Source organism: Mycobacterium sp. NPDC006124, assembly GCF_040614235.1.
Taxonomy (GTDB): Bacteria; Actinomycetota; Actinomycetes; order Mycobacteriales; family Mycobacteriaceae; genus Mycobacterium.
Genome location: NZ_JBEXUA010000004.1, coordinates 462,593 through 486,982 on the forward strand (window position 1 = coordinate 462,593; position 24,390 = coordinate 486,982).

24 protein-coding genes, 1 tRNA gene and 1 pseudogene are annotated in these 24,390 nt (G+C 70.4%); 12 read left to right on the forward strand and 14 right to left on the reverse strand.

The window, feature by feature from the left end; translation table 11 throughout:
- Positions 1–1,146 (reverse strand): thiolase family protein, encoded by a 1,146-nt coding sequence (locus ABZ195_RS11825; protein WP_355217891.1) that lies wholly within the window; start codon positions 1,144–1,146, stop codon positions 1–3.
- 4 nt (positions 1,147–1,150) lie between these two features.
- Positions 1,151–2,077 carry an enoyl-CoA hydratase gene (locus ABZ195_RS11830; protein WP_355217776.1) on the reverse strand — a complete coding sequence of 309 codons (927 nt, stop codon included), beginning with the start codon at positions 2,075–2,077 and terminating at the stop codon, positions 1,151–1,153.
- Between the two features lie 66 nt (positions 2,078–2,143).
- Between ABZ195_RS11830 and ABZ195_RS11835 the strand changes: the two genes are divergently transcribed.
- Complete coding sequence (locus ABZ195_RS11835) at positions 2,144–2,797, forward strand: DedA family protein (RefSeq protein ID WP_355217778.1); 654 nt, start codon at positions 2,144–2,146, stop codon at positions 2,795–2,797.
- A 7-nt stretch (positions 2,798–2,804) separates the two neighbouring features.
- On the opposite strand, the gene ABZ195_RS11840 is transcribed toward ABZ195_RS11835, so the two are convergent.
- Complete coding sequence (locus tag ABZ195_RS11840) at positions 2,805–4,574, reverse strand: MOSC and FAD-binding oxidoreductase domain-containing protein (protein ID WP_355217779.1); 1,770 nt, start codon at positions 4,572–4,574, stop codon at positions 2,805–2,807.
- Positions 4,575–4,698: 124 nt separating this feature from the next.
- On the opposite strand from ABZ195_RS11840, the gene ABZ195_RS11845 reads away from it, so the two are divergent.
- On the forward strand, positions 4,699–5,496 hold the full coding sequence (locus tag ABZ195_RS11845) for an oxygenase MpaB family protein (RefSeq protein ID WP_355217893.1): 798 nt from the start codon (positions 4,699–4,701) through the stop codon (positions 5,494–5,496).
- 4 nt (positions 5,497–5,500) lie between these two features.
- Here ABZ195_RS11845 and ABZ195_RS11850 read toward each other — a convergent pair whose 3' ends face one another.
- Positions 5,501–6,391 carry an SDR family NAD(P)-dependent oxidoreductase gene (locus ABZ195_RS11850; RefSeq protein ID WP_355217781.1) on the reverse strand — a complete coding sequence of 297 codons (891 nt, stop codon included), beginning with the start codon at positions 6,389–6,391 and terminating at the stop codon, positions 5,501–5,503.
- Between the two features lie 66 nt (positions 6,392–6,457).
- On the opposite strand from ABZ195_RS11850, the gene ABZ195_RS11855 reads away from it, so the two are divergent.
- The 5 genes from ABZ195_RS11855 (at position 6,458) to ABZ195_RS11875 (ending at position 12,633) form a co-directional block, all read left to right on the forward strand.
- Complete coding sequence (locus ABZ195_RS11855; protein ID WP_355217782.1) at positions 6,458–6,901, forward strand: nuclear transport factor 2 family protein; 444 nt, start codon at positions 6,458–6,460, stop codon at positions 6,899–6,901.
- Positions 6,901–7,719, forward strand: a complete 819-nt coding sequence (locus ABZ195_RS11860) for a mycofactocin-coupled SDR family oxidoreductase (RefSeq protein ID WP_355217783.1) — start codon at positions 6,901–6,903, stop codon at positions 7,717–7,719. The genes ABZ195_RS11855 and ABZ195_RS11860 overlap by 1 nt, the downstream gene beginning before the upstream one ends.
- Positions 7,720–7,728: 9 nt before the next feature.
- The gene (locus tag ABZ195_RS11865; protein ID WP_355217785.1) at positions 7,729–9,285 is read left to right on the forward strand and encodes an FAD-binding protein; all 1,557 of its coding nucleotides are present in this window, start codon (positions 7,729–7,731) and stop codon (positions 9,283–9,285) included.
- Between the two features lie 33 nt (positions 9,286–9,318).
- Positions 9,319–10,128 carry an SDR family NAD(P)-dependent oxidoreductase gene (locus ABZ195_RS11870; protein WP_355217786.1) on the forward strand — a complete coding sequence of 270 codons (810 nt, stop codon included), beginning with the start codon at positions 9,319–9,321 and terminating at the stop codon, positions 10,126–10,128.
- Positions 10,129–10,230: 102 nt separating this feature from the next.
- The gene (locus ABZ195_RS11875) at positions 10,231–12,633 is read left to right on the forward strand and encodes a lysylphosphatidylglycerol synthase transmembrane domain-containing protein (RefSeq protein WP_355217788.1); all 2,403 of its coding nucleotides are present in this window, start codon (positions 10,231–10,233) and stop codon (positions 12,631–12,633) included.
- Between the two features lie 168 nt (positions 12,634–12,801).
- Here the strand turns inward: ABZ195_RS11875 and ABZ195_RS11880 are convergent.
- A pseudogene (locus ABZ195_RS11880) lies at positions 12,802–13,179 on the reverse strand (DUF222 domain-containing protein); the annotation flags it as partial.
- A 137-nt stretch (positions 13,180–13,316) separates the two neighbouring features.
- Here ABZ195_RS11880 and ABZ195_RS11885 point away from each other — a divergent pair.
- Both ABZ195_RS11885 and ABZ195_RS11890 read left to right on the forward strand, forming a co-directional pair.
- On the forward strand, positions 13,317–13,784 hold the full coding sequence (locus tag ABZ195_RS11885) for an SRPBCC family protein (protein WP_355217790.1): 468 nt from the start codon (positions 13,317–13,319) through the stop codon (positions 13,782–13,784).
- On the forward strand, positions 13,777–15,591 hold the full coding sequence (locus tag ABZ195_RS11890) for a sulfatase-like hydrolase/transferase (RefSeq protein ID WP_355217791.1): 1,815 nt from the start codon (positions 13,777–13,779) through the stop codon (positions 15,589–15,591). Before ABZ195_RS11885 ends, ABZ195_RS11890 begins: the two co-directional genes overlap by 8 nt.
- 6 nt (positions 15,592–15,597) lie before the next feature.
- Here ABZ195_RS11890 and ABZ195_RS11895 read toward each other — a convergent pair whose 3' ends face one another.
- A complete protein-coding gene (locus tag ABZ195_RS11895) occupies positions 15,598–16,236 on the reverse strand; it encodes an HD domain-containing protein (protein ID WP_355217792.1) in 639 nt (212 codons plus the stop codon).
- Between the two features lie 90 nt (positions 16,237–16,326).
- Here ABZ195_RS11895 and ABZ195_RS11900 point away from each other — a divergent pair, with 90 nt between their 5' ends.
- Entirely contained in the window at positions 16,327–17,313 is a 987-nt protein-coding gene (locus ABZ195_RS11900; RefSeq protein WP_355217794.1) for a DJ-1/PfpI family protein, read from the forward strand.
- A gap of 1 nt (position 17,314) precedes the next feature.
- On the opposite strand, the gene ABZ195_RS11905 is transcribed toward ABZ195_RS11900, so the two are convergent.
- Positions 17,315–17,398: transfer RNA gene (locus ABZ195_RS11905), tRNA-Leu, on the reverse strand.
- Between the two features lie 101 nt (positions 17,399–17,499).
- Here ABZ195_RS11905 and ABZ195_RS11910 point away from each other — a divergent pair.
- Positions 17,500–17,886, forward strand: a complete 387-nt coding sequence (locus tag ABZ195_RS11910; RefSeq protein ID WP_355217796.1) for a hypothetical protein — start codon at positions 17,500–17,502, stop codon at positions 17,884–17,886.
- Positions 17,883–18,251, forward strand: a complete 369-nt coding sequence (locus ABZ195_RS11915; protein WP_355217798.1) for a DUF3817 domain-containing protein — start codon at positions 17,883–17,885, stop codon at positions 18,249–18,251. Before ABZ195_RS11910 ends, ABZ195_RS11915 begins: the two co-directional genes overlap by 4 nt.
- Here ABZ195_RS11915 and ABZ195_RS11920 read toward each other — a convergent pair.
- From ABZ195_RS11920 to ABZ195_RS11950, 7 genes are all read right to left on the reverse strand, one after another.
- Complete coding sequence (locus ABZ195_RS11920) at positions 18,239–19,594, reverse strand: MFS transporter (RefSeq protein WP_355217895.1); 1,356 nt, start codon at positions 19,592–19,594, stop codon at positions 18,239–18,241. The genes ABZ195_RS11915 and ABZ195_RS11920 overlap by 13 nt on opposite strands.
- 108 nt (positions 19,595–19,702) lie before the next feature.
- A complete protein-coding gene (rdgB, locus tag ABZ195_RS11925) occupies positions 19,703–20,302 on the reverse strand; it encodes an RdgB/HAM1 family non-canonical purine NTP pyrophosphatase (protein ID WP_355217800.1) in 600 nt (199 codons plus the stop codon).
- A 7-nt stretch (positions 20,303–20,309) separates the two neighbouring features.
- Positions 20,310–21,092, reverse strand: coding sequence for a ribonuclease PH (gene rph, locus ABZ195_RS11930; protein ID WP_355217801.1), 783 nt, complete (start codon positions 21,090–21,092; stop codon positions 20,310–20,312).
- A 30-nt stretch (positions 21,093–21,122) separates the two neighbouring features.
- Entirely contained in the window at positions 21,123–21,896 is a 774-nt protein-coding gene (locus tag ABZ195_RS11935; RefSeq protein WP_355217803.1) for a cyclic nucleotide-degrading phosphodiesterase, read from the reverse strand.
- Positions 21,897–22,067: 171 nt separating this feature from the next.
- Positions 22,068–22,718 (reverse strand): rhomboid family intramembrane serine protease, encoded by a 651-nt coding sequence (locus tag ABZ195_RS11940; RefSeq protein ID WP_355217805.1) that lies wholly within the window; start codon positions 22,716–22,718, stop codon positions 22,068–22,070.
- Positions 22,719–22,779: 61 nt separating this feature from the next.
- Positions 22,780–23,808: a P1 family peptidase gene (locus tag ABZ195_RS11945; protein WP_355217807.1), complete on the reverse strand. Its 1,029-nt coding sequence runs from the start codon at positions 23,806–23,808 to the stop codon at positions 22,780–22,782.
- Positions 23,805–24,389, reverse strand: coding sequence for a DUF2017 domain-containing protein (locus tag ABZ195_RS11950; protein WP_355217809.1), 585 nt, complete (start codon positions 24,387–24,389; stop codon positions 23,805–23,807). Before ABZ195_RS11950 ends, ABZ195_RS11945 begins: the two co-directional genes overlap by 4 nt.
- Position 24,390: the final 1 nt, after the last annotated feature.

Here is a 24,390-nt window from a genome sequence, read left to right on the forward strand (position 1 = left end):
TCAGCCGATGAGTTCGACGAGGGTGGCGTTGGCCGTACCGCCGCCCTCGCACATGGTCTGCAACCCGTAGCGAATTCCGTTGTCGCGCATGTGGTGGATCATCCGCGTCATCAGCACCGCCCCCGAGGCGCCGAGCGGGTGACCCAGGGCGATCGCGCCCCCGAGCGGGTTGAGGCGGGCCTCGTCGGCCCCGGTCTCGGCCAGCCACGCCAGAGGCACCGGCGCGAACGCCTCGTTGACCTCGAACACGCCGACCTCGTCGACGCCGACGCCCGCCTTGTGCAGCACCTTCGCCGTCGCCGGGATCGGACCGGTCAGCATCAGCACCGGGTCGGCCCCCGTCACCGCGCCCGCCCGGTAGCGCACCAGCGGGGTGAGGCCCAGGGCGACGGCGTTCTCCGCGGTGGTCACCAGCAAGGCGGCTGCGCCGTCGGAGATCTGCGAGGAGTTGCCCGCGTGGATGACGCCGTCGTCTTGAAAGGCGGGTGTCAGCCCGGCCAGCGTCTCCACCGTGGTGCCGCGGCGGATGCCCTCGTCGGCGGTGATGACGTCGCCGTCGACGAACACCGGCACGATCTGATCGGTGAACGCGCCCGCGTCCTGCGCGGCGGCGGCGCGTTCGTGCGACCGTGCGGAGTACTCGTCCAGACGGGCGCGGGACAGGTCCCACTTGGCCGCGATCAGCTCTGCCGAGATGCCCTGGTTGAAGGCGAAGTCGTCATAGCGGGCAAGCACTTTCGGCCCATAGGGCTGGCCGGTGGCCCGTGCCGATCCCAACGGTACGCGGCTCATCACCTCCACGCCGCCTGCGACGACGACGTCCTGCTGACCCGACATCACCGCGTGCACCGCGAAGTCGAGGGCCTGCTGGCTGGATCCGCAGGCCCGGTTCACCGTGGTGCCCGGGATGTGTTCCGGCCAGCCCGCGGCCAGCACCGACCAGCGGCCGATGTTGCTCGACTGGTCGCCGACCTGGGAGACGCAGCCCCAGATCACGTCGTCGACCACCGACGGGTCGACGCCGGTGCGTTCGGCGAGTTCGGTGAGCACAACGGCCGACAGGTCGGCGGCGTGCTGGGCGGACAGGCCGCCGTTGCGCTTGCCCACCGGCGTGCGGACGGCTCCGACGACGACGGTCTCACGCACGGTCTCACGCATCGATCTGCTCGGTTCCCTCGTAGCGCACCTGGTCCTTGACCGAGGGCACCACCGGCGGCGCCGCCCGCCAGTTGGGAACGCCGTCGGACTCGTTGGCCACGGGGAAGCCGCCGCCGTGCAGCTGGGTCCAGTGACTGTGGTTGAGCTGGTGCATCGTGAAGCACGCGTTCAGCGAGTTGTAGAAGCCCTGGTTGTCCTGGGTCTGGTTGACCGACTCCTTGACCAGCAGCGCCGCCATCGTCGGCACCTTCGCGATGCGCCTGGCGAAGTCCAGCGTGCGGTCGGCGAGCTGGTCCTGGGGGAAGACCTTGGACACCATGCCGAGCGCGTAGGCCTCGTCGACCGAGAGGGTGTCCCCGGTCAGCATCAGCTCCTTGGTCTTGCGGGCCCCGAATTCCCAAGGGTGGGCGAAGTATTCGACACCGCACATGCCCAGCCGGGTGCCGACGACGTCGGCGAATCTGGTGTTCTCGGCGGCGACGATGAGGTCGCAGGACCACATCAGCATCAGCGCCGCGGCGTAGACGTCACCGTGCACCTGCGCCACGGTGATCTTGCGAAGGTTCCGCCACCGCAGGGTGTTCTGGAAGAAGTGGTGCCACTCCTGCAGCATCAGCTTCTCCGCGCCCTGGCGGGTGGCGCCGCCGGAGCCGAAGCTGGGGTGCTGCTCTGGTCCCGGCGCGTACTCGGCGAGCGCCTGCTTGGAGCCGAGGTCGTGACCGGAGGAGAACATGGGTCCGTGACCGCCGAGGATCACCACGCGGACGTCGTCGTCGGCCTCGGCCGCCAGGAACGCCTCGTTCAGTTCGACGAGCAGGCCGCGCTGCTGGGCGTTGCGCTGGTCGGGTCGGTTCAGCATGATCCGGGCGATGGTGCCCTCGTCGAAGGTCTCGTACGTCACGAAGCGGTAGTCGGCCATGCCTCGCGACTCTATTCGCCCCGCGATCGTCCCTCCCCCCGCATCGCGGTAGGGCATCCTAGGCGCGTGAGCGTCGACGCCCTGCTGGAAACCATCCCGCCGATCGCGGTGTACCTCGTCGTCGGATTCGTGATCGGCCTGGAGAGTCTCGGCATCCCGCTGCCCGGCGAGATCGCCCTCGTCAGCGCGGCGTTGCTGGCCTCGCGGCACACCCTGGACGTCAACCCCGTCGGCGTCGCGGCGGCCGCCACCATCGGTGCCATCGTCGGCGACACCATCGGCTATTCGATCGGGCACCGCTACGGCATGGGCCTGTTCGAGCGGCTGGGCCGTCGGTTTCCCAAGCACTTCGGCCCCGGCCACGTCGCCTTGGCCAAGCAACTCTTCACCCGGTGGGGCGTCTGGGCGGTGTTCTTCGGTCGCTTCATCGCGCTACTGCGCATCTTCGCCGGACCGCTGGCCGGGGCGCTGAAGATGCCGTACCGAAAGTTCCTGGCGGCCAACGCCACCGGGGCGGTGGTCTGGGCGGGCGGCACGACGGCGGTCGTCTACTACCTCGGCTTGGCCGCCGAGAAGTGGCTGGCCCGGTTCTCCTGGGTCGCGCTATTGCTCGCCGTGGTGATCGGCGTGGTCTTCACCCTCGTGATGAAGGAGCGCACCGGCAAGGCCATCGCCGCGCTGGAGGACGAGCACGACTGGGACACGCTGCGCCGAACGTGAGCCACGACTACAGGTCGAGCACCAGCTCACCGTCGGGCGTCGAACAGCAGATCAGCACGTTGCCCTCGGCGGGCGGTTCGAGTGGTTCGGGGTCGTAGCGCACCGAACCCGACATCACGGCCGTCTCGCAGTTGTGGCAGACGCCCGTCCGGCACGACCACCGGGTCGGCACGTCGCACGCCTCGGCGAAGTCCAGCAGGCTTGGGTAGTCGGGCCCCCAGGGCACGGTGAGACCGCTGCGCGCGAAGCCGACGTCGGGTCCCGGGCCCGGTTCGCCCGCCGGCGGATGCGGCGGCACCGACGGGCCAGAGGCGATGCCCGGCGTGAGAGCCGCCGTGGCACCGAAGGTTTCGCTGTGGATGCGGCTCGGCGCCAGTCCGTAGGCGGCCAGCGCGGCCGTCAGCGTGGTCATGAAGTCGACCGGACCGCACAGGTAGGCCTCGGCGCCCCTGGGCGGTCCGAGGGTCTCGACCGCCTCGGCCGAGATCCGGCCGGCGCCGGTGTAGTCGACGCCGATCCGGTCGGCGTCGGTCGGCCGGCTGTAGAACACGTGTGACCGGCCACCGGGCAGCGTGCCGATCAGCTCGCGGCATTCCGCGGCGAACGCGTCGGCCGCGCCGTCCCGCGCGCCGTGCAACCACCACACCTCGCGGGTCGAGCGTGCCGCGACGAGCGCGTGCAGCATCGAGAGCACCGGGGTGATGCCGACGCCCGCGGAGACCAGAAGTACCGGCGGCCCGTCGGGATCCTCGGCCGGGGGCAGTGCGAACGTGCCGCGCGGGGCGGCGACGTCGACGAGGTCGCCCACCCGCACCCCGGTGTGCAGGAACCCGCTGCCGCGGCCCTGCGGTTCCCGCTTGACCCCGATCCGGTAGCTCCCCGCACCGGGCGGGTTGGACAGCGAGTAGTTGCGCAGGACCGCCCCGCCCGTGGGATCGGGGTACAGACGCACGGTGATCGACTGCCCGGGCGCCCACGCCGGCAACCGGCCGCCGTCGGGGTCGGCGAGTGTCAGGGAGCGGACGTCGGTGCTCTCCTCGCGCATCGCCGTCACGCGCAGCGGCCGAAAGCCCGTCCACGCCGGCGGCGGGGCACTGGCCACCGCGCTCAGCCCGGTGTTGCCCGCCGCCCCGTCGGTCTGTGCGGCCAGGCTCTGCAGCGAGGTCTTCCACCCCGGGCTCAGCGCGGGCACCCGCAGCGCGCGGTCGAGGCCGTCCCGGGGATGTCCGGGCAGGTACAGCAGGGCGTCGATCTCGGCGACGGTCACCTCCTGCGGACCCGAGGCGATCTTCTCGACCTCCTGGCCGGCGCACACCTCGCCCTCGGTAAGCACGCGCAGGTAGAAACCGGGCCGACGGTGCGACACCAACAGCGCGGCCATGCTCGGCACGCCCACCCGCATGCCGACGCGGTAGCAGGTGACTCGCGGCTGGGTGACCTCGAACTCCGCGTCGCCAATGCGGTAGCGGTCGCCGATGCAGACTTCGTCGTCGGGCAGACCGTCGACGGTGAAGTTCTCGCCGAAGTGGCCGGGCCTCAGGTCGTCGCGACCGAATTCGGCGTTCCAGTGCCGGTAGGAGTCCAGCTGATACACCAGCACGGCCCGGTTCTCGCCGCCGTGTCCGCCGAGGTCGCCCTGGCCGTCACCGTCGACGTTGAGCCGCCGCACCATTCGGGGTCCGTCGACGGGGGCCTTCCAGGCGCCGGTGTGGACCACCCGGCCGTGCCAGTCGACGTCGGCGGGAAGACCGACGTTCAGCGAGATCAGCTCGGCCATCGCCGTCACCCTTCCGTCGCCTTCGTCAGGAAGATAGCCCGGCCCGGCCCGGCGTACTGTCGAATACGTGGCCCTGCCTGGATTGACGACGGTGCGCGACGGTCTCGGTCAGCGTTTGTTCGGCATGGTCGCGGGCCCCGAGGGTCCGCAAAACCGGGCGCGCATCCACGACACCCCCGGCCCGCGGTGGTTCGGCGACGACCGTCCCATCAGACGGGTGCACGGTGACGCGTCGATGTTCGTCGGCGGTCTGCGCGCCCTGCTGCTGCAGTCGCTGCACCCCCTGGCGATGGCGGGTGTCGCCGAACACTCCGACTATCGCGGCGATCCATGGGGCCGGCTGCAGCGCACCAGTACCTTCCTGGCGGTCACGACGTTCGGCCCGGCCGACGACGCCCAGCGCGCGGTCGACAAGGTCCGCGGGATCCACCGTCGCGTGCACGGCGTCGCCGCAGACGGGCGCCCCTACGAGGCGTCGGATCCCCACCTGCTGGAGTGGGTGCACGTCGCCGAGGTCGACAGCTTCCTTCGCGCGCACCAGCTCTACGGTGCCGAGCCATTGGACCAGGACGGCCGCGACGGCTACGTCGCCGACACCGCCAGGGTCGCCTCCGCGCTCGGCGTCATCGACCCACCACGCACCGAAGAACAACTGCGACAACGCATCTCGGACTATCGTCCGGAGCTCGCGGGGACGGCCGCCGCCCGCGAGGCCGCCAAGTTCCTGCTGTTGACGCCCCCGCTGCCGCTGCTGGCCAAACCGCCGTACGCGGTGCTCGCCGCCACCTCGGTGGCGATGCTGCCGGCGTGGGCCCGACTCCCTCTGCGACTGCCGTACCTGCCGCCGCTGGAGGCCACGGCCGTCCGGGTGGCGGGCCGCACCCTGGTGGGCGGGATCCGCTGGGCGCTCGCCCGCGGGTGACCGCTCACACGGGAATCGACGTGCCCGTCTCGCCCTCGGCGAAGGCCGTCAGCCGGGCGGCCACCTCGTAGTCGCACGCCTGCGCCGAGCGGCCGCTGAGCGTCGGGGCGCCCTTGAGCCCCAGCCGGCTGTCGATGCCGACGTAGCTGCCGGGCGGGATGGGTTCGCTGATGCAGTACAGCGTCGGCGCCGCGCCCGCGTCGGTGTCGTTGGCCAGCACGGAGGCCGCCGTCTTGGCCACCGAGTGGAACACGGCCATCACCCCGGTGTCGGAGAGGTTCGTCAGATTCGACGCGACCCAGCCAGGATGGGTCAGCTGGCTGGTCACCGGCGAGCCCGCCTGCCGGAGTCGCCGGTCGAGTTCGAGGCCCCAGAGCATCACCGCCAACTTCGACCGGGCGTAGGCCGGGAAGGCCGACCACTTCCGGGTGCGCAGGTGCGGATCGTCGAGAGCGATCTTGCCGGTCTTGTGCGCGTCGGAGGCGACGTTGACGATCAGGGAACGCACCCGCGGAAGCAGCAGATTCGTCAGCGCGAACGGCCCGAGGAAGTTGGTACCCAGGGTCATCTCGAAACCGTCGACGGTGTCGGAGCGGCTCTGGGCGACCACGCCCGCGTTGTTGACCAGCACGTCGACCTCACCGTCGAGCCGGTCGGGAAAGGCCCGCACCGACGACAGATCCGCGAGGTCGAGCTCGACCACGGCCGTGTCACCGCCCATCTCGGCGGCCCGCTGGGCGCCCAACTCGACGTTGCGAACCGCCAGGATGACGTGGGCGCCGGCCCGGGTCAGCGCACCGGCCGTCGCGAGGCCGACGCCGTTGGTGGCCCCGGTGACGATGATGCGCTTGCCGGTCAGATTGCCGAGTCGGTTCGCCGACCAATGAGATGTCACGGTCGTCAGGTTAACCAGCTGCGCTGAACCGGTGACCAATTCGGCTCGACGACCGTAATGTCGGCCGTGATGGACAGCGCCCGGCACGTCGAGAACCTGGTCTACGCCTACGCGGAACTCTTCGACGCCGGCGATCTGGACGCCGTGGCCGGCCTGTTCGCCCACGGGCGCATCTGCGGCGTCGACGGCGGCGGGCCGGAGACGGTCTTCACCGGCAGCGCAGGCGTACGACGCATGTACGAGATGGCGGTCCGCTTCCACGCCGACGGCACGCCGCTGACCAAGCACCTCACCACCAACGTGCGGGTCGAGGTCGACGACGACGCCGGGACCGCGCGCTCGAGCGCCTACTACTGCGTGACGCAGGCGACCCCCGAGCTGCCGCTGCAGGTGATCGTGACGGGCCGCTACCGCGACACGTTCCATCTGGTCGACGGCACCTGGTGGTTCGACACGCGCACCATGTTCGTCGACCAGATCGGCGACGTCAGCCGGCATCTGAAGTTCTGATGGACACCATGGCCGACAGGGCCGCCCTCGTCACCGGCGCCGCCCGTGGGATGGGCCGCGCCCACGCCGTCACCCTGGCCAGCCGCGGGGCCGACGTGATCGCCCTCGACCTCTGCGCCGAGGTCGAGGTCACCGACTACCCCGGCTCCACGCCGGAGGACCTGGCGGAGACGGCACGGCTGGTGCGGTCCCACGGGCGACGAATCCTGGCCCGGCAGGCCGACGTTCGCGATCCGGAGGCGGTCGCCGCCGTGGTCGCCGACGGTCTCGACGAGTTCGGCCGCCTCGACGTCGTCGTCGCCAACGCGGGCATCATCCGGGTCAGCGACACCGATCGGCGCGCCCGCACGTTCCGCGACGTCGTCGAGGTCAACCTGATCGGGGCGTGGAACACCGTGGACGCCGCCATTCCGGCGATGGTCGCCGGCGGGCGCGGCGGCTCCGTCGTGCTGGTCAGCTCGACCCAGGGCGTCAGGGCCGCCGGCACCGGACGGGCCGGCATCCAGGGGTACGCCGCCTCCAAGCGGGCGCTGGTGGCGCTGATGCAGGTGTGGGCCGACCAACTTGCCGAGCACTCGATCCGGGTGAACGCGATCCACCCCGGCGGCGTCGCGACCGACATGATCCTCAACGAGACCACCGCGAAGCTGGCCGCCGAGGGCGACCCCTGGCTGCTCGCCCAGCGCAACGCGCTGCCCATCGCACTGCTTCGACCCGAACAGATCGCAGCCGCGGTGGCGTGGCTGGTGTCCGACGAAGCGTCGTTCATCACCGGCACCTCGTGGCCGTTAGACGCCGGATTCACCCTTCGCAGTTGAGGATTGGCCATGACCGATGAACCTGAGCACTGGGACGAGACCGTCGACGTGGTGGTCGTCGGCTCGGGCGGCGGTATCACCGGCGCCTACACCGCCGCCCGCGAGGGCCTCTCCGTCGTGCTGGTCGAGGCCGCCGACAAGTTCGGGGGCACGACGGCGTTCTCCGGGGGCGGCGGAATGTGGTTTCCGTGCAACCCCGTGCTGCGCCGGGCCGGGGTCGACGACACGATCGCCGACGCCCTGACCTACTTCCACGCGGTGGTCGGCGATCGCACGCCGCAGGACCTGCAGAAGACCTACGTCGAGGGTGGCAGCCGCCTGATCGACTACCTCGAGCAGGACGAGTCGTTCGCGTTCAAGGTGCTGCCGTGGCCCGACTACTTCGGGTCGGCGCCGAGCGCGCGCCTGGACGGCATGCGCCACATCGTCTCGCGGGCAGTGCATTCCGAGGTCCTCGGACCGTACGCCGACCGGATCCGCGGACCGCTGGACAACGAGCGACTCGGCGTGCCCGCACCCGAAGTGCTCACCGGCGGCCGCGCTCTCGTCGGACGCCTCCTGGCCGGACTGTTGCGCCACCCGCACGCCTCGGTCCACCTCGAGTCACCGCTGAGCGACCTCGTCGTCTCCGACGGTGCCGTCACGGGGGTCGTCGTCCAGCGAGCCGGCGGCGCGGCACGGATTCGGGCACGCCGAGGCGTGCTGCTGTCCGCCGGCGGATTCGAGCACGACGACGAGATGCGCGAAACCCACGGCGTGCCGGGACGTTCGGCCGATTCGATGGGCGCGGCGGAGAACACCGGCGCCGCCCACCGGGCGGCCATCCGGATAGGGGCGGCCACCGATTTGATGGACCAGGCCTGGTGGTCCCCGGGTCTCGTGCACCCCGACGGGCGGTCGACGTTCTCGCTCGGCGCCACGGGTGGCATCTTCGTCGACTCCCGGGGCCGGCGCTTCGTCAACGAGTCCGCCCCGTACGACCGGCTGGGCCGCGACGTGGTGGCGCACCACGCCGACGGTGCCGTCGGACTGCCGTTCTGGATGGTCTACGACGACGCCACCGGTGAGGTTCCGCCGCTGCTGTCGGCGAGCGTGTCGCTCGTCGAACCCGAGCGCTATCGCGAGGCGGGGTGGTGGCACACCGCCGACACCCTCGACGGTCTCGCGGCGGCCATCGGCGTGCCGCCGGCGGAGCTCGCCGAAACGGTCTCGCGCTTCAACGAATTGGCCGCCGAGGGCGTCGACCGCGACTTCGGCCGGGGCGACGAGGCGTATGACCGCGCGTTCACCGGTGGTGCGTCACCCCTGGTGCCGCTGACCCGGCCGCCGTACCACGCGGCCGCCTTCGGCCTGTCCGACCTCGGCACCAAGGGCGGTCTGCGCACCGACTGCGACGCACGGGTCCTGGACGTGACGGGCCGGCCGATCCCCGGGCTCTACGCCGCAGGCAACACGATGGCCGCAGTCAGCGGAACCGTCTATCCGGGCGGCGGCAACCCGATCGGCGCGTCGATGTTGTTCAGCCATCTCGCGGCGCTGCACATGGCCGATCGCGCGACTGCCTGACACGGGCGTCGGCGACGGGCATCATTGGCGCCCATGCCGACGTCACTGCAGCGTTACGCCGACCGTCGGGTCCTGATCACCGGGGGCGGCTCGGGCATCGGACAGGCCACCGTGTTGCGCATCCTCGACGAGGGCGGAACCGTGGTCGCCGCCGACGTCAGCGCCGCCGGCCTGCAGGACACCGTGGCCAAGGCCGACATCCCCCTCGACCGGCTGTCGACCGTGCTGATGGACGTCGGCGACGAGGCGTCGGTCCGGGCCGGGGTGGCCGGGGCCGTCGCGACGCTCGGCGGTCTGGACACGTTGGTCAACGCCGCGGGCATCCTGCGCTCGGCGCACTTCGCCGACATGACCCTCGCCGACTTCGAGAAGGTGGTGCGGGTCAACCTGTTCGGCACGTTCCTCGTCACGCGCGAGGCAATACCCGCGCTACGAGGCGGCACCGCGGCCGCCGTCGTCAACTTCAGCTCGACGTCGGCGAACTTCGCACACCCCTACATGGCGGCATACGCCGCATCCAAGGGCGGCGTGCAAGCCATGACGCATGCGCTTGCGCTGGAGTACAGCAAGGAACGCATCCGCTTCAACTGCGTGCAGCCCGGCTCGGTCTCCTCGGGCATGACGGACGGCGTCGGCGAGTCGAAGCAGAGCGTGGGCCCGGGTCTGCCGGACGACATGGACTTCGGGCTGATGGGCAAGATCATGTCCGTGCTGCCGCTCGACGGAGGCGCGATGTTCGCCAGGCCGGACGCGGTGGCCAGCGTCGTGGCGATGCTCGGCTCCCCCGATGCGTACTGGGTGACCGGCACCGAGGTGCGGGTCGACGGCGGCACCCACATGTAGCGCGGGCCCGCGAATCCAGGGAACCGGATGCTGGCTGGGATAGGTTGGCCGCGGGCCGCCGATCAGGCGGCACGACGTTCGATTGGAAGACACTCTTCAGGCATGCGAGTTGACGGGCGGGACGTCGCCGTTTCCGGCGAGTTGCTGCAGCCTCTCGTTCGTCGCACCAACGACATCTTCCGGCTGGCGCTGGCGGCGCTGTTCCTAGTCGTGGTCATCACCGGTTCGCTCATCACCCGCCGGGATTGGGTGGCGCTGGAACGGTCCATCTCGGGGATCGTCGCGCTGCTGACCCCGACGCAGTCGAATCTGGTCTACCTGGCCTACGGCGTCGCCATCCTCGCGTTGCCGTTCGCGATCCTGATCGGGCTCGTCACCGCCCGGCGATGGCGGTTGCTCGGTGCCTACGCCACGGCCGCGGCGATCGCCGTGGTCGCGCTGTCGGTCAACTCCAGCGGCTTTGCGGCACCACGCTGGCACTTCGACCTCGACGACCGGCTACAGACCCTGCTGTCACAGTTCCTCGACGACCCCCGCTGGATCGCCATGCTCGCCGCGATGCTGACGGTGTCGGGCCCGTGGCTGGAGGCCCGGTGGCGCCGCTGGTGGTGGACGCTGCTGCTCGCCTTCGTGCCCATTCACCTCGTCGTCAGCGCCGTGGTGCCCGCCCGGTCGCTGCTGGGGCTGGCGGTGGGGTGGTTCGTCGGTGCGTTGACGGTGCTCGTCGTCGGAACTCCCGCGCTCGAGGTGCCGCTGGACGGCGCAGTGCGCGCACTGGTCCGCCGGGGGTTCCCCGTGACCGGGCTGACGGTGATCAGGCCCGCCGGTCCCGGACCGCTGGTGCTCTGGGCGGCGACCGAGGACCCCGAGGACGAGCCGGGTTCGCGCGCGCTCGTCGAGATGTACGGGCCCAACCAACGCAGCGGCGGCATCATGAGCCAGATCTGGCGCCGAGCGAGGTTGCGCAACAGCGAGACCGCTCCCCTGCACGCCTCGATGCGACGCGCCGTCGAGCACCGCGGTCTGATGGCCATCGCGATCGGCGACCTCGGCGTCGCCAACAGCACGACGGTCGCGCTGTCGGCTCTCGACCGCGGCTGGACGCTCTACGCGCACACTCCAACCCGGGGCGTGGCACTCGACGAGACCTCCGCCGAGGAGTCCCTCGTCGCACCGGTCTGGAGGTCGTTGGCCAAGCTGCACGCCCACCAAATCTCCCATGGCGATCTGCGGGGCAAAGAGATCACCGTCGACGTCGCCGACGGTGAGCCCATGGCGCTCTTCGGCGGCTTCGGCAGCGCCGAGTACGGCGCGACCGACGTGCTGCTGCAGGCCGACATCGCCGCCCTGCTGATGACGACGACGGCGATCTTCGGCGCGAAGGCGGCGGTCCGCGCCGCCATCGACGAGTTCGACCGGGACACCGTGCTCAACGCATCCCGCCGGCTCACCAAAGCCGCTCTGCCCAAGCATATTCGGGCGTCGGTGCTCGACCCGGACACCGCCATGTCGGAAGCCCGGGACGAGGTGATGCACCAGACCGGCGCCGACCAGATCAAGGCCGAGACCATCACCCGCTTCACCAGGATTCAAGTGATTCAGCTGGTGCTGCTGGTTGCGCTGGTCTACGTCGCCTATCCCTTCATCAGCACGGTCCCCGCGTTCTTCTCCGAGCTGAGGACCGCGAACTGGTGGTGGGCTCTGCTCGGTCTCGCGGTGTCGGCGTTGACCTACGTGGGTGCGGCCGCGGCCCTGTGGGCGTGCGCCTCGGGCGCGGTCAGCTTCGTCAACCTCACGATCATGCAGGTGGCCAACACCTTTGCCGCCACCACGACCCCCGCGGGTGTCGGCGGTCTCGCGTTGAGCACCAGGTTCCTCCAGAAGGGCGGGCTCGGCGCGCTGCGCGCCACCGCCGCGGTGGCGCTTCAGCAGTCGGTGCAGGTGATCACCCACGTCGGGCTGCTCATCTTCTTCAGCGTCATCGCCGGCACGTCGGCCAACCTGTCCCACTTCGTCCCCAAGACCACGGTGCTGTATCTGCTCGGCGGCGTGGCCCTCGGCATCGTCGGAGTGTTCACCTTCGTGCCCAAGCTGCGGCGGTGGTTGGGCACCGAACTGCGGCCCCGGATCAAGGAACTCGGCGGTGAACTCGCCGAACTGGCCCGCGAACCGAAGCGCCTGGCGATCATCGTGGCCGGTTGCGCGGCGACGACTCTCGGTGCGGCACTCGCACTGTGGGCCAGCGTCGGGGCATTCGGCGGCGGCACCACCTTCGTCACCGTCACCGTCGTCACGATGATCGGCGGCACGCTGGCCTCGGCCGCACCCACCCCGGGCGGTGTCGGCGCCGTCGAGGCCGCGCTGATCGGTGGGCTCACCGCGTTCGGGGTGCCCGCCGCGGTCGCCGTTCCCTCGGTCCTGCTCTACCGGGTGCTCACGTGCTGGCTGCCCGTGTTCGTCGGCTGGCCGGTGATGCGGTGGCTGACCCGCCGCGACATGATCTAACGGCCCGGTTCGACGAGGAGTCGCTCTCCGGTGGTGGAGGTAGTTGATTCGGGTTTGGCCGACGTCGAGTTGCGGGGGTGGGATCCACTGCACCACCCCATCCGAACCTCTGGGTCCACCCAGGTCGGCAGCCGGTCCAGGAACCCCGTGATGACGGTGGACGTGTTCGGGTCCCACCGCTCCGCGGGCTTGCGCGTCGGCGGTAGGTGCCAACGTCGGTTCCAGGGGTGCTCCGGTGAAAGTGGTGCGGGGTCCGAGGTCCTCGGCCTCGGCGAGCCGGCGCCGGACTTCGCGACCGGAGATCCGCAACCGTTGGGTGAGCACCGACCCCAACGACTTCGCGCCCAGTTCCACCGGGGAGGCTTCGCGTTGCAGCCGGGCGATCACCCGGTGCCCCACCGCGGGCAGCTGCCAAGCCGCGGTCTCGAGTTCACCGAGCAGCTGCACCAACTCGTGGTGGGTGAACTGGTCGCACTCCAGGGCGGCGAGGTCGGCGACGGCGGCCACCAGCGAGGCGACCGCCGCGATGACCCGAGCCGAACTCATACTCGAACACTAGTACGGCCCACGGACAAGAATTCCGACCTGAAACCAATGTGACACATGCTATTTCGACGACACAGCCCCGTGGATGGTTTCAGCGCGCCAACGCGAATTCTGGTAACGGGGCGGGCCCGTCGTCGATGGTGTTTGATGACGGGGTGGCAGACATCCGCCGCAGTCGCACGATGACGGCCCCGCCGCAGTCGATCTGGGACGTCCTCGCCGACTTCGGCTCCCTCAGTGCGTGGGTGGACGACGTCGACCACTCCTGCATCCTCGGCCACGGGCCGCACGGCATGGGCGTCGGCACCACGCGCCGGGTCCAGGTCGGCCGCAACGTACTGGTGGAGCGCATCACCGAGTTCACCCCGACCGCGGCGCTCGGCTACGACGTCGAGGGCCTGCCTCGCCGCCTGCGCCACGTCGCCAACCACTGGACGTTGCGGCCCATCGGTGACGCGACGGAGGTAACCCTGACCAGCACCGTCGAGATCGGGGCCGGCCCGGTCGCAGGCGCCGCCGAGTGGGCGGTGTGCCGCGGCATGGCGAAACTGTCCGAGTCGATGCTCACCGGCTTGGCCCGACGAACGGAGAAGTCCCATGTCTGAGCGACCCGACGTCGTGATCCTGATGACCGACGAGGAACGTGCCATCCCACCGTACGAAGCGCCCGAACTGCTGGCCTGGCGTCGCCGTGCCCTCGCGGGACGGCGGTGGTTCGACGAGCACGGAGTCAGTTTCGAGCGGCACTACACCGGGTCACTGGCGTGCGTGCCGAGCCGCCCGACGATCTTCACGGGTCAGTTTCCGGACCTGCACGGGGTGACCCAAACAGACGGCATCGGAAAGCGTTTCGACGACTCGCGGCTGAGGTGGCTGCGACCCGGCGAGGTGCCGACGCTCGGCAATTGGTTCCGCGCCGCGGGATACGACACCCACTACGACGGCAAGTGGCACATCTCGCACGCCGATATCGAGGACATCGCCACCGGCGAACCACTGGCCACCAACGACGACGAGGGCACCGTCGACGAGGCCGCCGTGCAGCGCTACCTCGACGCCGACCCGTTGGGCCCGTTCGGATTCTCCGGCTGGGTTGGCCCCGAGCCGCACGGTGCGGCGTTGTCCAACAGCGGTTTTCGTCGCGACCCGCTGTTCGCCGACCGGATCGTCGCCTGGCTGACCGATCGCTACGAGCGCCGCCGCGCCGGCGACGAGGCCGCGCTACGCCCGTTCCTCCTGGTGGCCAGCTTCGTCAACCCGCACGACATCGTGTTGTTCCCAGCCTGGCAACGCCGGAGCCCGTTGTCGCCGTCGCCGTCGCTGGACCCACCGCACGTGCCGGCCGCACCGACGGCCGAGGAGGACCTGCGCACCAAACCCGCCGCGCAGATTGCGTTTCGCGAGGCGTACTACTCCGGGTACGGGCCCGCCCCGGCGATCGGCCGCGGTTACGAGCGCAATGCCCAGCAGTACCGCGACCTCTACTACCGTCTGCACGCCCAGGTCGACGAACCGCTCGACCGGGTGCGCCGCGCGGTCACCGAGGGCGGCTCGGACAACGCGGTGCTGGTCCGCACGTCGGATCACGGCGATCTGCTCGGCGCGCACGGTGGCCTGCACCAGAAGTGGTTCAACCTCTATGACGAGGCCACCCGGGTGCCGTTCGTCGTCGCCCGAATCGGCGAGAAGGCAACCGAACCGCGGATCGTCTCGGCGCCGACGTCGCACGTCGACCTGGTACCCACCCTGCTCGGTGCGGCGGGGGTCGACGTCGACGTGCTCGCCGACGCACTCTCGGAATCCTTCTCCGAGGTCCATCCCCTGCCAGGCCGCGACCTGATGCCGGTGGTCGACGGGGCACCCGCCGAAGAGGGCAGGGCGGTGTACCTGATGACACGCGACAACGTGCTCGAGGGTGACACCGGCGCCTCGGCAGCCGCCCGCGGAATGGGGATGACCGTCAATCCGCCTGCACCACTGCGCATCCGGGTGCCGGCCCACGTTGCGTCGAACTTCGAGGGTCTGGTGGTTCGGGTCGACGACGCGGACGCCGCCGGCGGTGCCGGGCACCTGTGGAAGCTGGTGCGAACCTTCGACGATCCGGCGACGTGGACCGAACCAGGCGTGCGCCACCTCGCCGCCAACGGATTCGGCGGCGAGGCCTACCGGACCGATCCGCTCGACGACCAGTGGGAGCTCTACGACCTGAGTGACGATCCGGTCGAGGCCGACAACCGTTGGGACGACCCGGGTCTGTACGACGTGCGCGCATACCTGCGCACGCAACTCAAGCAGGCGCGGGCGACCTCGGTGCCCGAGCGCAACCGGCCCTGGCCCTACGCCGAGCGCCGTCCACCGACGGGTACGTCGAACGGACTCGTCCGGCGGGCGCTGGGCAAGTTGAAGCCCTAGCCGTCATCACTGCGGCCAGGCCGAGTTCTGGATGATCTCGACGAAGTCGGCGCGCGCGAAGCCGGGTACGAAGTGTTGGAGGACGTCGGCGTTGACCGTGCCGAACGTGGTGTCCGGGCGGTAGGAGAAGCCGTCGGTGAAGGCCTGCAGGATCTCGTTCTTGAAGTTGGGGCGGGGATGGGCGGCGGTGACGGCGTCGAGGTCGGCTGCGTCGATGGCGTCCAATCGCAGCCCTAGGACGTCGGTCTCCACGCCCGCGGTGGTCGCCGCGATCACCGGGTTCATCCCGTAGGGCACCTCGGGGGTGGTGTGCAGCGCGATCGCGGTCCAGACGACGTCGGTCTCCGCGCGCGAGAACCCCTGCTCGACGAGGAAGTTCCTGGCCGCGTCGGCACTGTCCATCTCGAAACGCTGAGCGGTCCCCCGATACGGTGCCACCAGGCCGGTGTCGTGGAACAGCGCTGCGACGTAGAGCAGTTCCGCGTCGGGGTCGATGCCGAACTTCCGTGACTGCAGGCTGCCGAAGAGGAACACCCGGCGCGAGTGGTGGTAGATCAACTCGGTGGTGGTGTCGCGGATCAGTTCGGTCGCGGCCGTGGCCAGCGCGCCTTCCGGAATGTCGACCCCGGCGATGTTCTCGGTCATGATTCGTGCCTTTCCCTGCATGAGGTCCCGCTGGGCGGGCTACCTCGACTCTGCTCTCGGGCGAGTACACGGAGCAGGGCATCGACGGCCATGAAAACCTCAGATGTGGACATCGCACCCCATGACGTCGTCGTCGTTCTGTACGACGGTGTTCAGATGCTCGACGTCGCCGGCCCCGTCGACGCGTTCGCCTCGGCCAACGCCCTCGGCGGGGCGTACCGCATCACCCACGCGTCGCTCACCGGGGCCGACGTCGTCGCCAGCTCGGGTGCCCGCCATGGCGCCGACGCCGCCGTCGGCGACCTGCCCGCGCGCATCGGCACGCTGCTGGTGCCGGGCTCTCCCCGGTGGCAAGCCAGCATCACCGACACCGCCCTGGTCGACGCCATTGGCGACCTCTCCCGGCGCAGCGGACGGACCGTGTCCATCTGCGCAGGGGCCTTTCCGCTGGCGGCGACGGGTCTGCTCGACGGGCGTCGGGCGGCAACCCACTGGAAACTCGCCCGGGAACTGGCGGCGCGCTTTCCAAGGGTCGCCGTCGACGCGGCTGCGCTGTTCGTCACCGACGGCACGTTCGTCACCTCGGCCGGGGTGACCGCGGGCATCGACCTCGCGCTGTCGCTGATCGAACATGACCACGGGCCGGCCGTGGCCCGCGACGTCGCCCGGGACCTGGTGGTCTTCATGGCACGACCCGGTGACCAGTCGCAGTTCAGTGTCCGACTCGAGGCGCTGCCCACCACCCACTCCGTGGTGCGGGTCGTGATGGATGCCGTCGCCGCGGAGCCCGCGCGGGCGCACACGCTGGCCAGCCTCGCGACCGTCGCCGGTGTCAGCGCGCGCCATCTGTCGCGGTTGTTCCTTGCCGAGACCGGCCACACGCCACAGCATTTCGTCGACCGCACCCGGCTGGAGGCCGCCTGCGCGATGCTCACCGGTGGTCCCGCGACGCTGGACCAGATCGCCGAACGGACTGGGCTGGGATCGAGTGAGTCGCTGCGACGCCTGTTCCACCGCGAACTGGGGATCACCCCGAGCGCCTACCGACACCGGTTCGCGACGTCTCGACCGGTATGAGTGCGGGCGGGGGGACTCGAACCCCCACGCTCTTCCGAGCAATGGCACCTAAAGCCATCATGTCTGCCAATTCCATCACGCCCGCAGTGGGTGAAATCGTACCGTCGCGCGCTGCCCAATCATCAGCCGCCACCACCCGCCTCAACGGGTTCATCGGACCCAGGTCGGTCGCGGTACCGTGGACGAATGTCCACTACACGGCGTAGGAGGCCGGCGCTGATCGCGCTGGTCTTCGTCGCCGCGGCCGGCTGCATGGTGCTGGCCTGGTGGCAGTGGACGCGCTATGAATCCGCATCCGGCTCGTTCCAGAATCTCGGCTACGCCCTGCAGTGGCCGATGTTCGGTGGCTTCTGCTTCTACGCCTACTACAAGTTCGTGCGCTACGAAGAGGCGCCGCCACCGCCGGCGGACCACGACAAGCCGACCGAGATACCCGAGGGACTGCTGCCCGAACGCCCGACGGCGGCCGCGCCTCACGACGAGGATTCGACGCTCTCGGAGTACAACGCCTATCTGGCCGAGCTCGCCCGGGCCGACGGCCGACCCGACACCGACGACAGGACATCCCGATGAGCACCCCCGAACCCGAAGCACCCAGCGAAGCCGCACCCGTGTCGCGGACGCCCGTCGAGACCATTCGCAAGGCGCTGACCGCCTACCGCATCCTGGCGTGGACGACGGGTCTGTGGCTGATCGCACTCTGCTACGAGGTGGTGCTCAAGTACGTCGTGCAGGTCGAGAATCCGCCGAGCTGGATCGGCGTCGTGCACGGCTGGGTCTACTTCGCGTACCTGCTGTCGGCGGCCAACCTCGCCACCAAGGTGCGCTGGCCCATCGGCAAGACGGTCGGCGTGCTGCTCGCCGGCACGATCCCGCTGCTCGGCGTCATCGTGGAGCACTTCCAGACCAAGCGGATCAAGGCGACCTACGACCTCTGACGCGCGACCTCGACCGGCTCCTCGATGACGTCGGCCGAGGCGACGGGAATCAGCAGCGCGAGACCCGCCGCCAGCGCGGCGACCACGGCCGCCACCGCCATTGCGGTCTGGAAACCCACCATCGACGGCACCGCCCGGCCGGCGAACGACACCGTCATCCCCGCCAGGATCGCGCCGATCACCGCGCTGGAGATCGACGTGCCCAACGACCGCGCCAAGGCGTTGATGCCGTTGGCGGCCGCGGTCTCCGAGATCGGCACGGCCGCGTTGACCAGCGCGGGCATCGAGGCGTACGCGAAGCCGACGCCGCCGGAGACCGCCACGTTGAGCAGCATGAGCTGCCACGGCGCGGCGAGGAACGCGATGCCGGCCGCATAGGACGCGGCGATGATCAGCGCGCCGGTGACGAACGTGAACCGCGGGCCTCGGGCCTCGGCGATCCGGGCCGCCAGCGGTGAGGTCACCATCATCGCCAGGCCGCCGGGCGCCAACCACAGCCCCGTCTCCAGCATCGACTGCCCCAGGCCGTATCCCGTCTCCCGCGGCATCTCCATGATCTGCGGCGCCACCAACGAGAAACCGAACATGCCGAACGCCACCGCGACCGACGCCACGTTGGTGGCCAGCACCGGTCGCCGGACGGTGGTGCGCAGGTCCACCGTCGGCGAGGGCACCCGCAGCTCCCACCACCCGAAGACCAGGAAGATCAGCACCGAGGCCCCGACGGCCGACAGCGTCGACGCGCTCAGCCAGCCCCAGCTCTGTCCCTTGGAGATGCCGAGCAGCAGCGCGACCAGTCCACCCGCCAGCAGCAGCGCCCCAAGCGGATCCAGCCGACCCTCGGTGCGCGGCGGCACGTGCGGCACCAGGAAGACGAACATCGGCAGGGCCGCCACCCCGAGACCGGTGGCGAACCAGAACAGCATGTGCCAGTCGTAGTGCTGGGCGATCACCGCGGACAGGGGTAACCCGAGGGCTCCACCGACGCCAAGGGAGGCACTCATGAGACCCATTGCCGCACCGACCTTCTCGGCCGGTACGCAGGCCCGCAGGACGCTGATGCCCAGCGGGATGATCGGGAAGCCGAATCCCTGAAGGCCCCGGCCGAGCACCAGCGGCATCAGCGAATTGGTCGAGGCGGCGAGCACCGACCCGCAGATCAACAGCAGCGCGCACGTGACGAGCATCGGCTTCGCGCCGTAGATGTCTCCGAGCCGGCCGAAGACCGGCGTGGCCACCGCAGCGGTCAACAACGTCGCCGTGATCGCCCACGAGGTGTCGGACGCGCTGGCGTTCAACAGCTTTGGCAGCTCCGGGAGCAAGGGGATGATCAGGGTCTGCATCAGCGAGACGCCGATGCCGGCCGCGGCCAGCACGGCGACGAGGATGCCGGGGTGCGCCGTGGACGACGGCACACTCTCTGACCCCGGCACGCGTCGACCCACGGTCGGTCAGACCATTGCACGCAGCGCGGGCAGCAGCAGGCCCAGTGCGCGCCCGCGGTGAGACGCCGCGTCCTTCTCGGCCGGGGTCAATTCGCCCGCCGAGCGGTCCGACCCGGTCGGCACGAAGATCGGGTCGTACCCGAAGCCGCCGTCGCCACGCGGAGCACGGGCGACGTGCCCGGCCCACTCCCCGCGCACGACGGTCTCCCCCGCCGAGGACACCAGCGCGCATGCCGAGACGAACGCCGCGCCGCGCCGGTCGTCGGGGACGTCGCGCAGCTGGCCGAGCAGCAGTTCGAGATTCGCCACGTCGTCGCCGTGAGCGCCCGCCCACCGCGCCGACAGCACGCCGGGCATGCCGTTGAGCGCGTCGACCGCCAGCCCGGAGTCGTCGGCGACCGCCGCGATCCCGCTTGCCGCGTAAGCGTCGCGCGCCTTGGCCAACGCGTTCTCCTCGAACGTGGCGCCGGTCTCGGGTGCCTCCTCGAACGGGGCGACGTCGTCGAGCGAGCGCAGCCGCAGACCCGAGACGCCCGCGTCGTCGAGCACGCGGCGCAATTCGGCCAGCTTCTTCGGGTTGCGGCTGGCCACCAACAGATCGGTCACGGCCGGGTCAGCTCCCGAACGCCTTCTTCGGCGGCGTCGTCGGCTCCGGCAGGTCTCCGGGGTACGGGAGTTCGAGCGCTTCGCGCTGCACGACGAACAGCTGGTCGCAGGCGGCCAGCGCGGCGTCAAGCATCTTGTCCAGCGTCGTGCGGGGGAACGTCGCTCCCTCGCCGGTGCCCTGGATCTCCACCAGGGTTCCGGTGTCGGTGGCGACGACGTTCATGTCGACCTCGGCGCGGGAGTCCTCCTCGTACGGCAGATCGGTGCGCACCCGACCGTCGACGACGCCGACCGAGACCGCTGCGATGGCGCATGACAGCGGCCGCGGGTCCGACAACCGCCCGGCGGCCGACAAATAGGTCACGGCGTCCGAAAGCGCGACGTAGGCGCCGGTGATCGCCGCGGTCCGGGTGCCGCCGTCGGCTTGGAGCACGTCGCAGTCGATGGCGATCGTGTTCTCCCCCAGCGCGGCGAGGTCGATGCAGGCCCGCAGCGACCGACCGACGAGCCGGCTGATCTCCTGGGTGCGGCCGCCGACCTTGCCCCGGACGGATTCGCGGTCCGAGCGCGTGTGGGTGGCGGCGGGCAGCATCGCATACTCGGCGGTCAGCCAGCCCAGCCCCGAACCCTTGCGCCAGCGCGGCACGCCCTCGGTCACGCTGGCGGTGCACATCACGCGCGTCTGCCCGAACTCGACGAGGACGGATCCGGCCGGATGCTTGGTGAAGCCGCGGGTGATGGTTACCGGGCGCAGCTCGTCGTCGAGGCGGCCGTCTTCTCGTCTGGACACCCGCCAACCCTAACCGTTGCGCTGCGGTGGCTAGTGCGCCGTCACCTCGAAGGTCTCGTTGCACACGACGGCGTGCACCGGACCGTCGAACTCGGCCTTGGCCTCGCTGATGACGTCCTCGCGTGAGGTCCACGGCGGGATGTGGGTCAGCAGTAGCTCGCGCACACCGGCCTTGGCGGCGACGCGGCCGGCCTCGGTGCCGGACAGGTGTAGCGCCGGCGGCCGATCGGCGGCGTGCGTCCACGACGCCTCGCACAGGAACACGTCGGCGCCGGTCGCCAGTTCGATGAGCTGGTCGCAGTAGCCGGTGTCGCCGCTGTAGACCAGGGTCGCGCCCGAGGGATCGGTGAAGCGCATGCCGTAGGACTCCGTCGGATGGCAGACCTTGCGGGGCAGTACGTTCAGGGCGCCAATCTGGACGGCCTCGCCGTCGACCCACTGGTGCACGTCGAAGATGTCGGTGAAGTCGTCGATCTCGCCGCCCTCCGGCGAGGACGCCGCGCCGAGGCGCGACCAGGTGTCGGCCGGGCCGTACATCTGCGCTCGACCCTCGGGCGGCGTCGGGTGGTAGCGCCGCCAGACGAACAGGCCGGGCAGGTCCAGGCAGTGGTCGGCGTGCAGGTGCGACAGCAGGACGTCGACGGTGCCGGGGTCGGTGTAGCGCTGTAGCGCGCCGAGCACGCCGCCGCCGAAGTCGACGGCCAGCGGAGGGGTGTCGGGCGCGGTGACGAGGTACCCCGAAGCAGGCGAATCCGGCCCGGTGACGCTACCGGAACAGCCCAGTACGGTGACTCGCACGCCCATCAGCTTGCCATGCCCGATCTGCCCGTGACGAAGACATCACCGCAATTCGTTCTCGGATTCGCGAAGTCGTCGAATCGTGACCTCCGAACTGGCCCGACGGGTACCCGGACGGCGTGCGCGGCGCGCCGCGCTCGCCAGGCAGGTCCCGTTTCAGCAAAGCCCACGGCAGGCTCAGACCGCCGTGCGGGGCATCGACGGGCGCCGCGCTCTGGCGCGGCGCTCGGGGCCGGAGAGTACGTAGGCGGCGACGACCCCGGCGATGCCCCCGCACAGGTGGCCCTGCCAGGACACGCCGAACGTGCCGGGCAACGCGCCCCACAGCACGCCGCCGTAGACGAGGAACACCACGATCCCGACGACGATCTGCCAGGCGTGGCGGGTGAAGAACCCGAAGACGATGAGGAACGTCAGCCATCCGAAGATCAGCCCCGAGGCGCCGATGTGGTTGGTCTCGACGCCGGCGGGCGCGCCGATGTTGCCGATCAGCCACGTGCCCAGACCGCCGAGGATCCACACGATGGCGGTGGCGTAGACGAACCGGGCCATTCCGGCGAGGGAGACCAGGAAGCCGAGCACCAGCGCAGGCACGGTGTTGGCGGCGAGGTGCGCCCAGTTCGCGTGCAGCAGGGGAGCCCACAGGATTCCCCACAGTCCGTCCACCTCGAGCGGCCGGATGCCGTCCTGTTCGAGGCGGCTGCCGGACACCTGGTCGACGGCCTCCACCACGTATAGCAACGCGACGAAGGCCAGGACGGTGGTGCCGCCGACCATCCAGCCCGGCTTCTTCGGGTCGGCCGACAGGCCCGGTCCACTGGTCGCCATTGCCGCCCCTTCCGACGCGTCGTCCTGCCCCCTCGAGGCTACCGTCGTGCGCCGGGACCCACTACGCCGTGAACGCCCCGGGCACCAGGTCGCGGTAGCTCGGGACGCCGGCCACGGTGTCGGCGGCCACCACCGCGGCCAGCACCGCGGTGGCCAGGCAGTCGGCCGCCGCCGCCCCGACGAGGGTGGCCAGCTTGGTCTCCGGTGACATCGCCGCCGGGACGTCGGACGGGGGTGAGACCTCGACGGCGCCGGTGGACAGCGCGAAGACGGTGTCGCCGTCGAGCGGCGTGTGCGACGGCCTGGTGGTGCGGGCCAGGCCGTCTTGGGCGGCGACGGCCACGCGCTTGCAGGCCGCCTTGCTCAACGCGGCGTCGGTGGCGACGACGGCGATGGTGGTGTTCAGGGGCGACAGTTCGGCCTCCCGCTCGAGCAGCGCCGCGATCTGGTCCGACGGCGGCGGGGTCAGCCCCCACTGCGCGACGAGATCGGCCATCCACGGCAGTCCGGTCGTGGGGTCGACGACGTTGCCCGCGGAGTTCACCACCACGACGGCGCCGACGGTGACGCCGATGTCCTCCAGCGTCACCGACGCGGTGCCCAGACCACCCTTGAGGATGCCGGCCCGGGCGCCCACCCCGGCGCCGACGTTGCCCATCGGCACCTCGACACCGGCGGCGTCGGCCGCGGCGGTGCCGAACTCGGCGGTCGGGCGGTGCTGCCAACCGCCGACGGGAAGGTCGAAGATGACGGCGGCGGGCACGATCGGCACGAGGCCGCCGTCCATGGCCACGCCCCGGTCGTGGCGCTCCAGCCAGCCCATCACTCCGTCGGCGGCGGCGAGTCCGTAGGCGCTGCCACCGGTCAGCACGACGGCGTCGACGTAGCGCACGCTGTTGGCCGGGTCGAGGAGGTCGGTCTCCCTCGTGCCGGGAGCACCGCCGCGCACGTCGACCGCACCCGTGGTCCCCGGTGGCACCAGCACCACGGTCGTTCCGCACGCCCACCCGGTCCCGAGGGTCGCGTCGGGGTCCAGGCGCTGGTGGTTGCCGACGAGAATGCCCGCGACGTCGGTGATCGAGCCCGTCAAGAACGCTTGCCCATCAATCCCAGCACCAGGTACTCCTGCAGGACGGTCAACCACTGGTAGACGTCCAGGTGGCCCGCCATCGGATGCTCGGCAGGCAGGTGGTCGGGGCCGTCGGCGCCGATCTCGAGCATGGTGCCCAGCGCCAACCGGACGTCGTTGACGCAGGCGGCCCAGCAGTGCGCGTCGTCCTCGGTGATCTCGAATCGACCGCCGCCGGCGGGCAGCGTGTCCAGAAGCCGTTGGGCCGCATGACGTTTGGCCTCGATGATCTCGGGCTCGTGCAGACTGCGAAGTGCGCTGTTGAGACTCTCGGCGGTGCGCGAGCCCGCCGGATGGTCGTGCTGCGGCCGGAAGAAGTCCGGCAGCAACCGCAGCATGGTGTCGTCCTCGGGTGGGGTCGAGTGACCGGTTCGCATACCGGTGAGTTCTTCGAGTTCGTCGGTGGGCGAGGACGTTTCGCGATCGTCGAGCATTTCGGTCAGGGAGTTGACCAGGCTCTGCAGCAACGTCGCCTCGTGCGCCGCCAGGGCAGACTTAAACCGGGTGCCCTCCGCGGTGTCGACGCGCTTCCACTTCCGCACG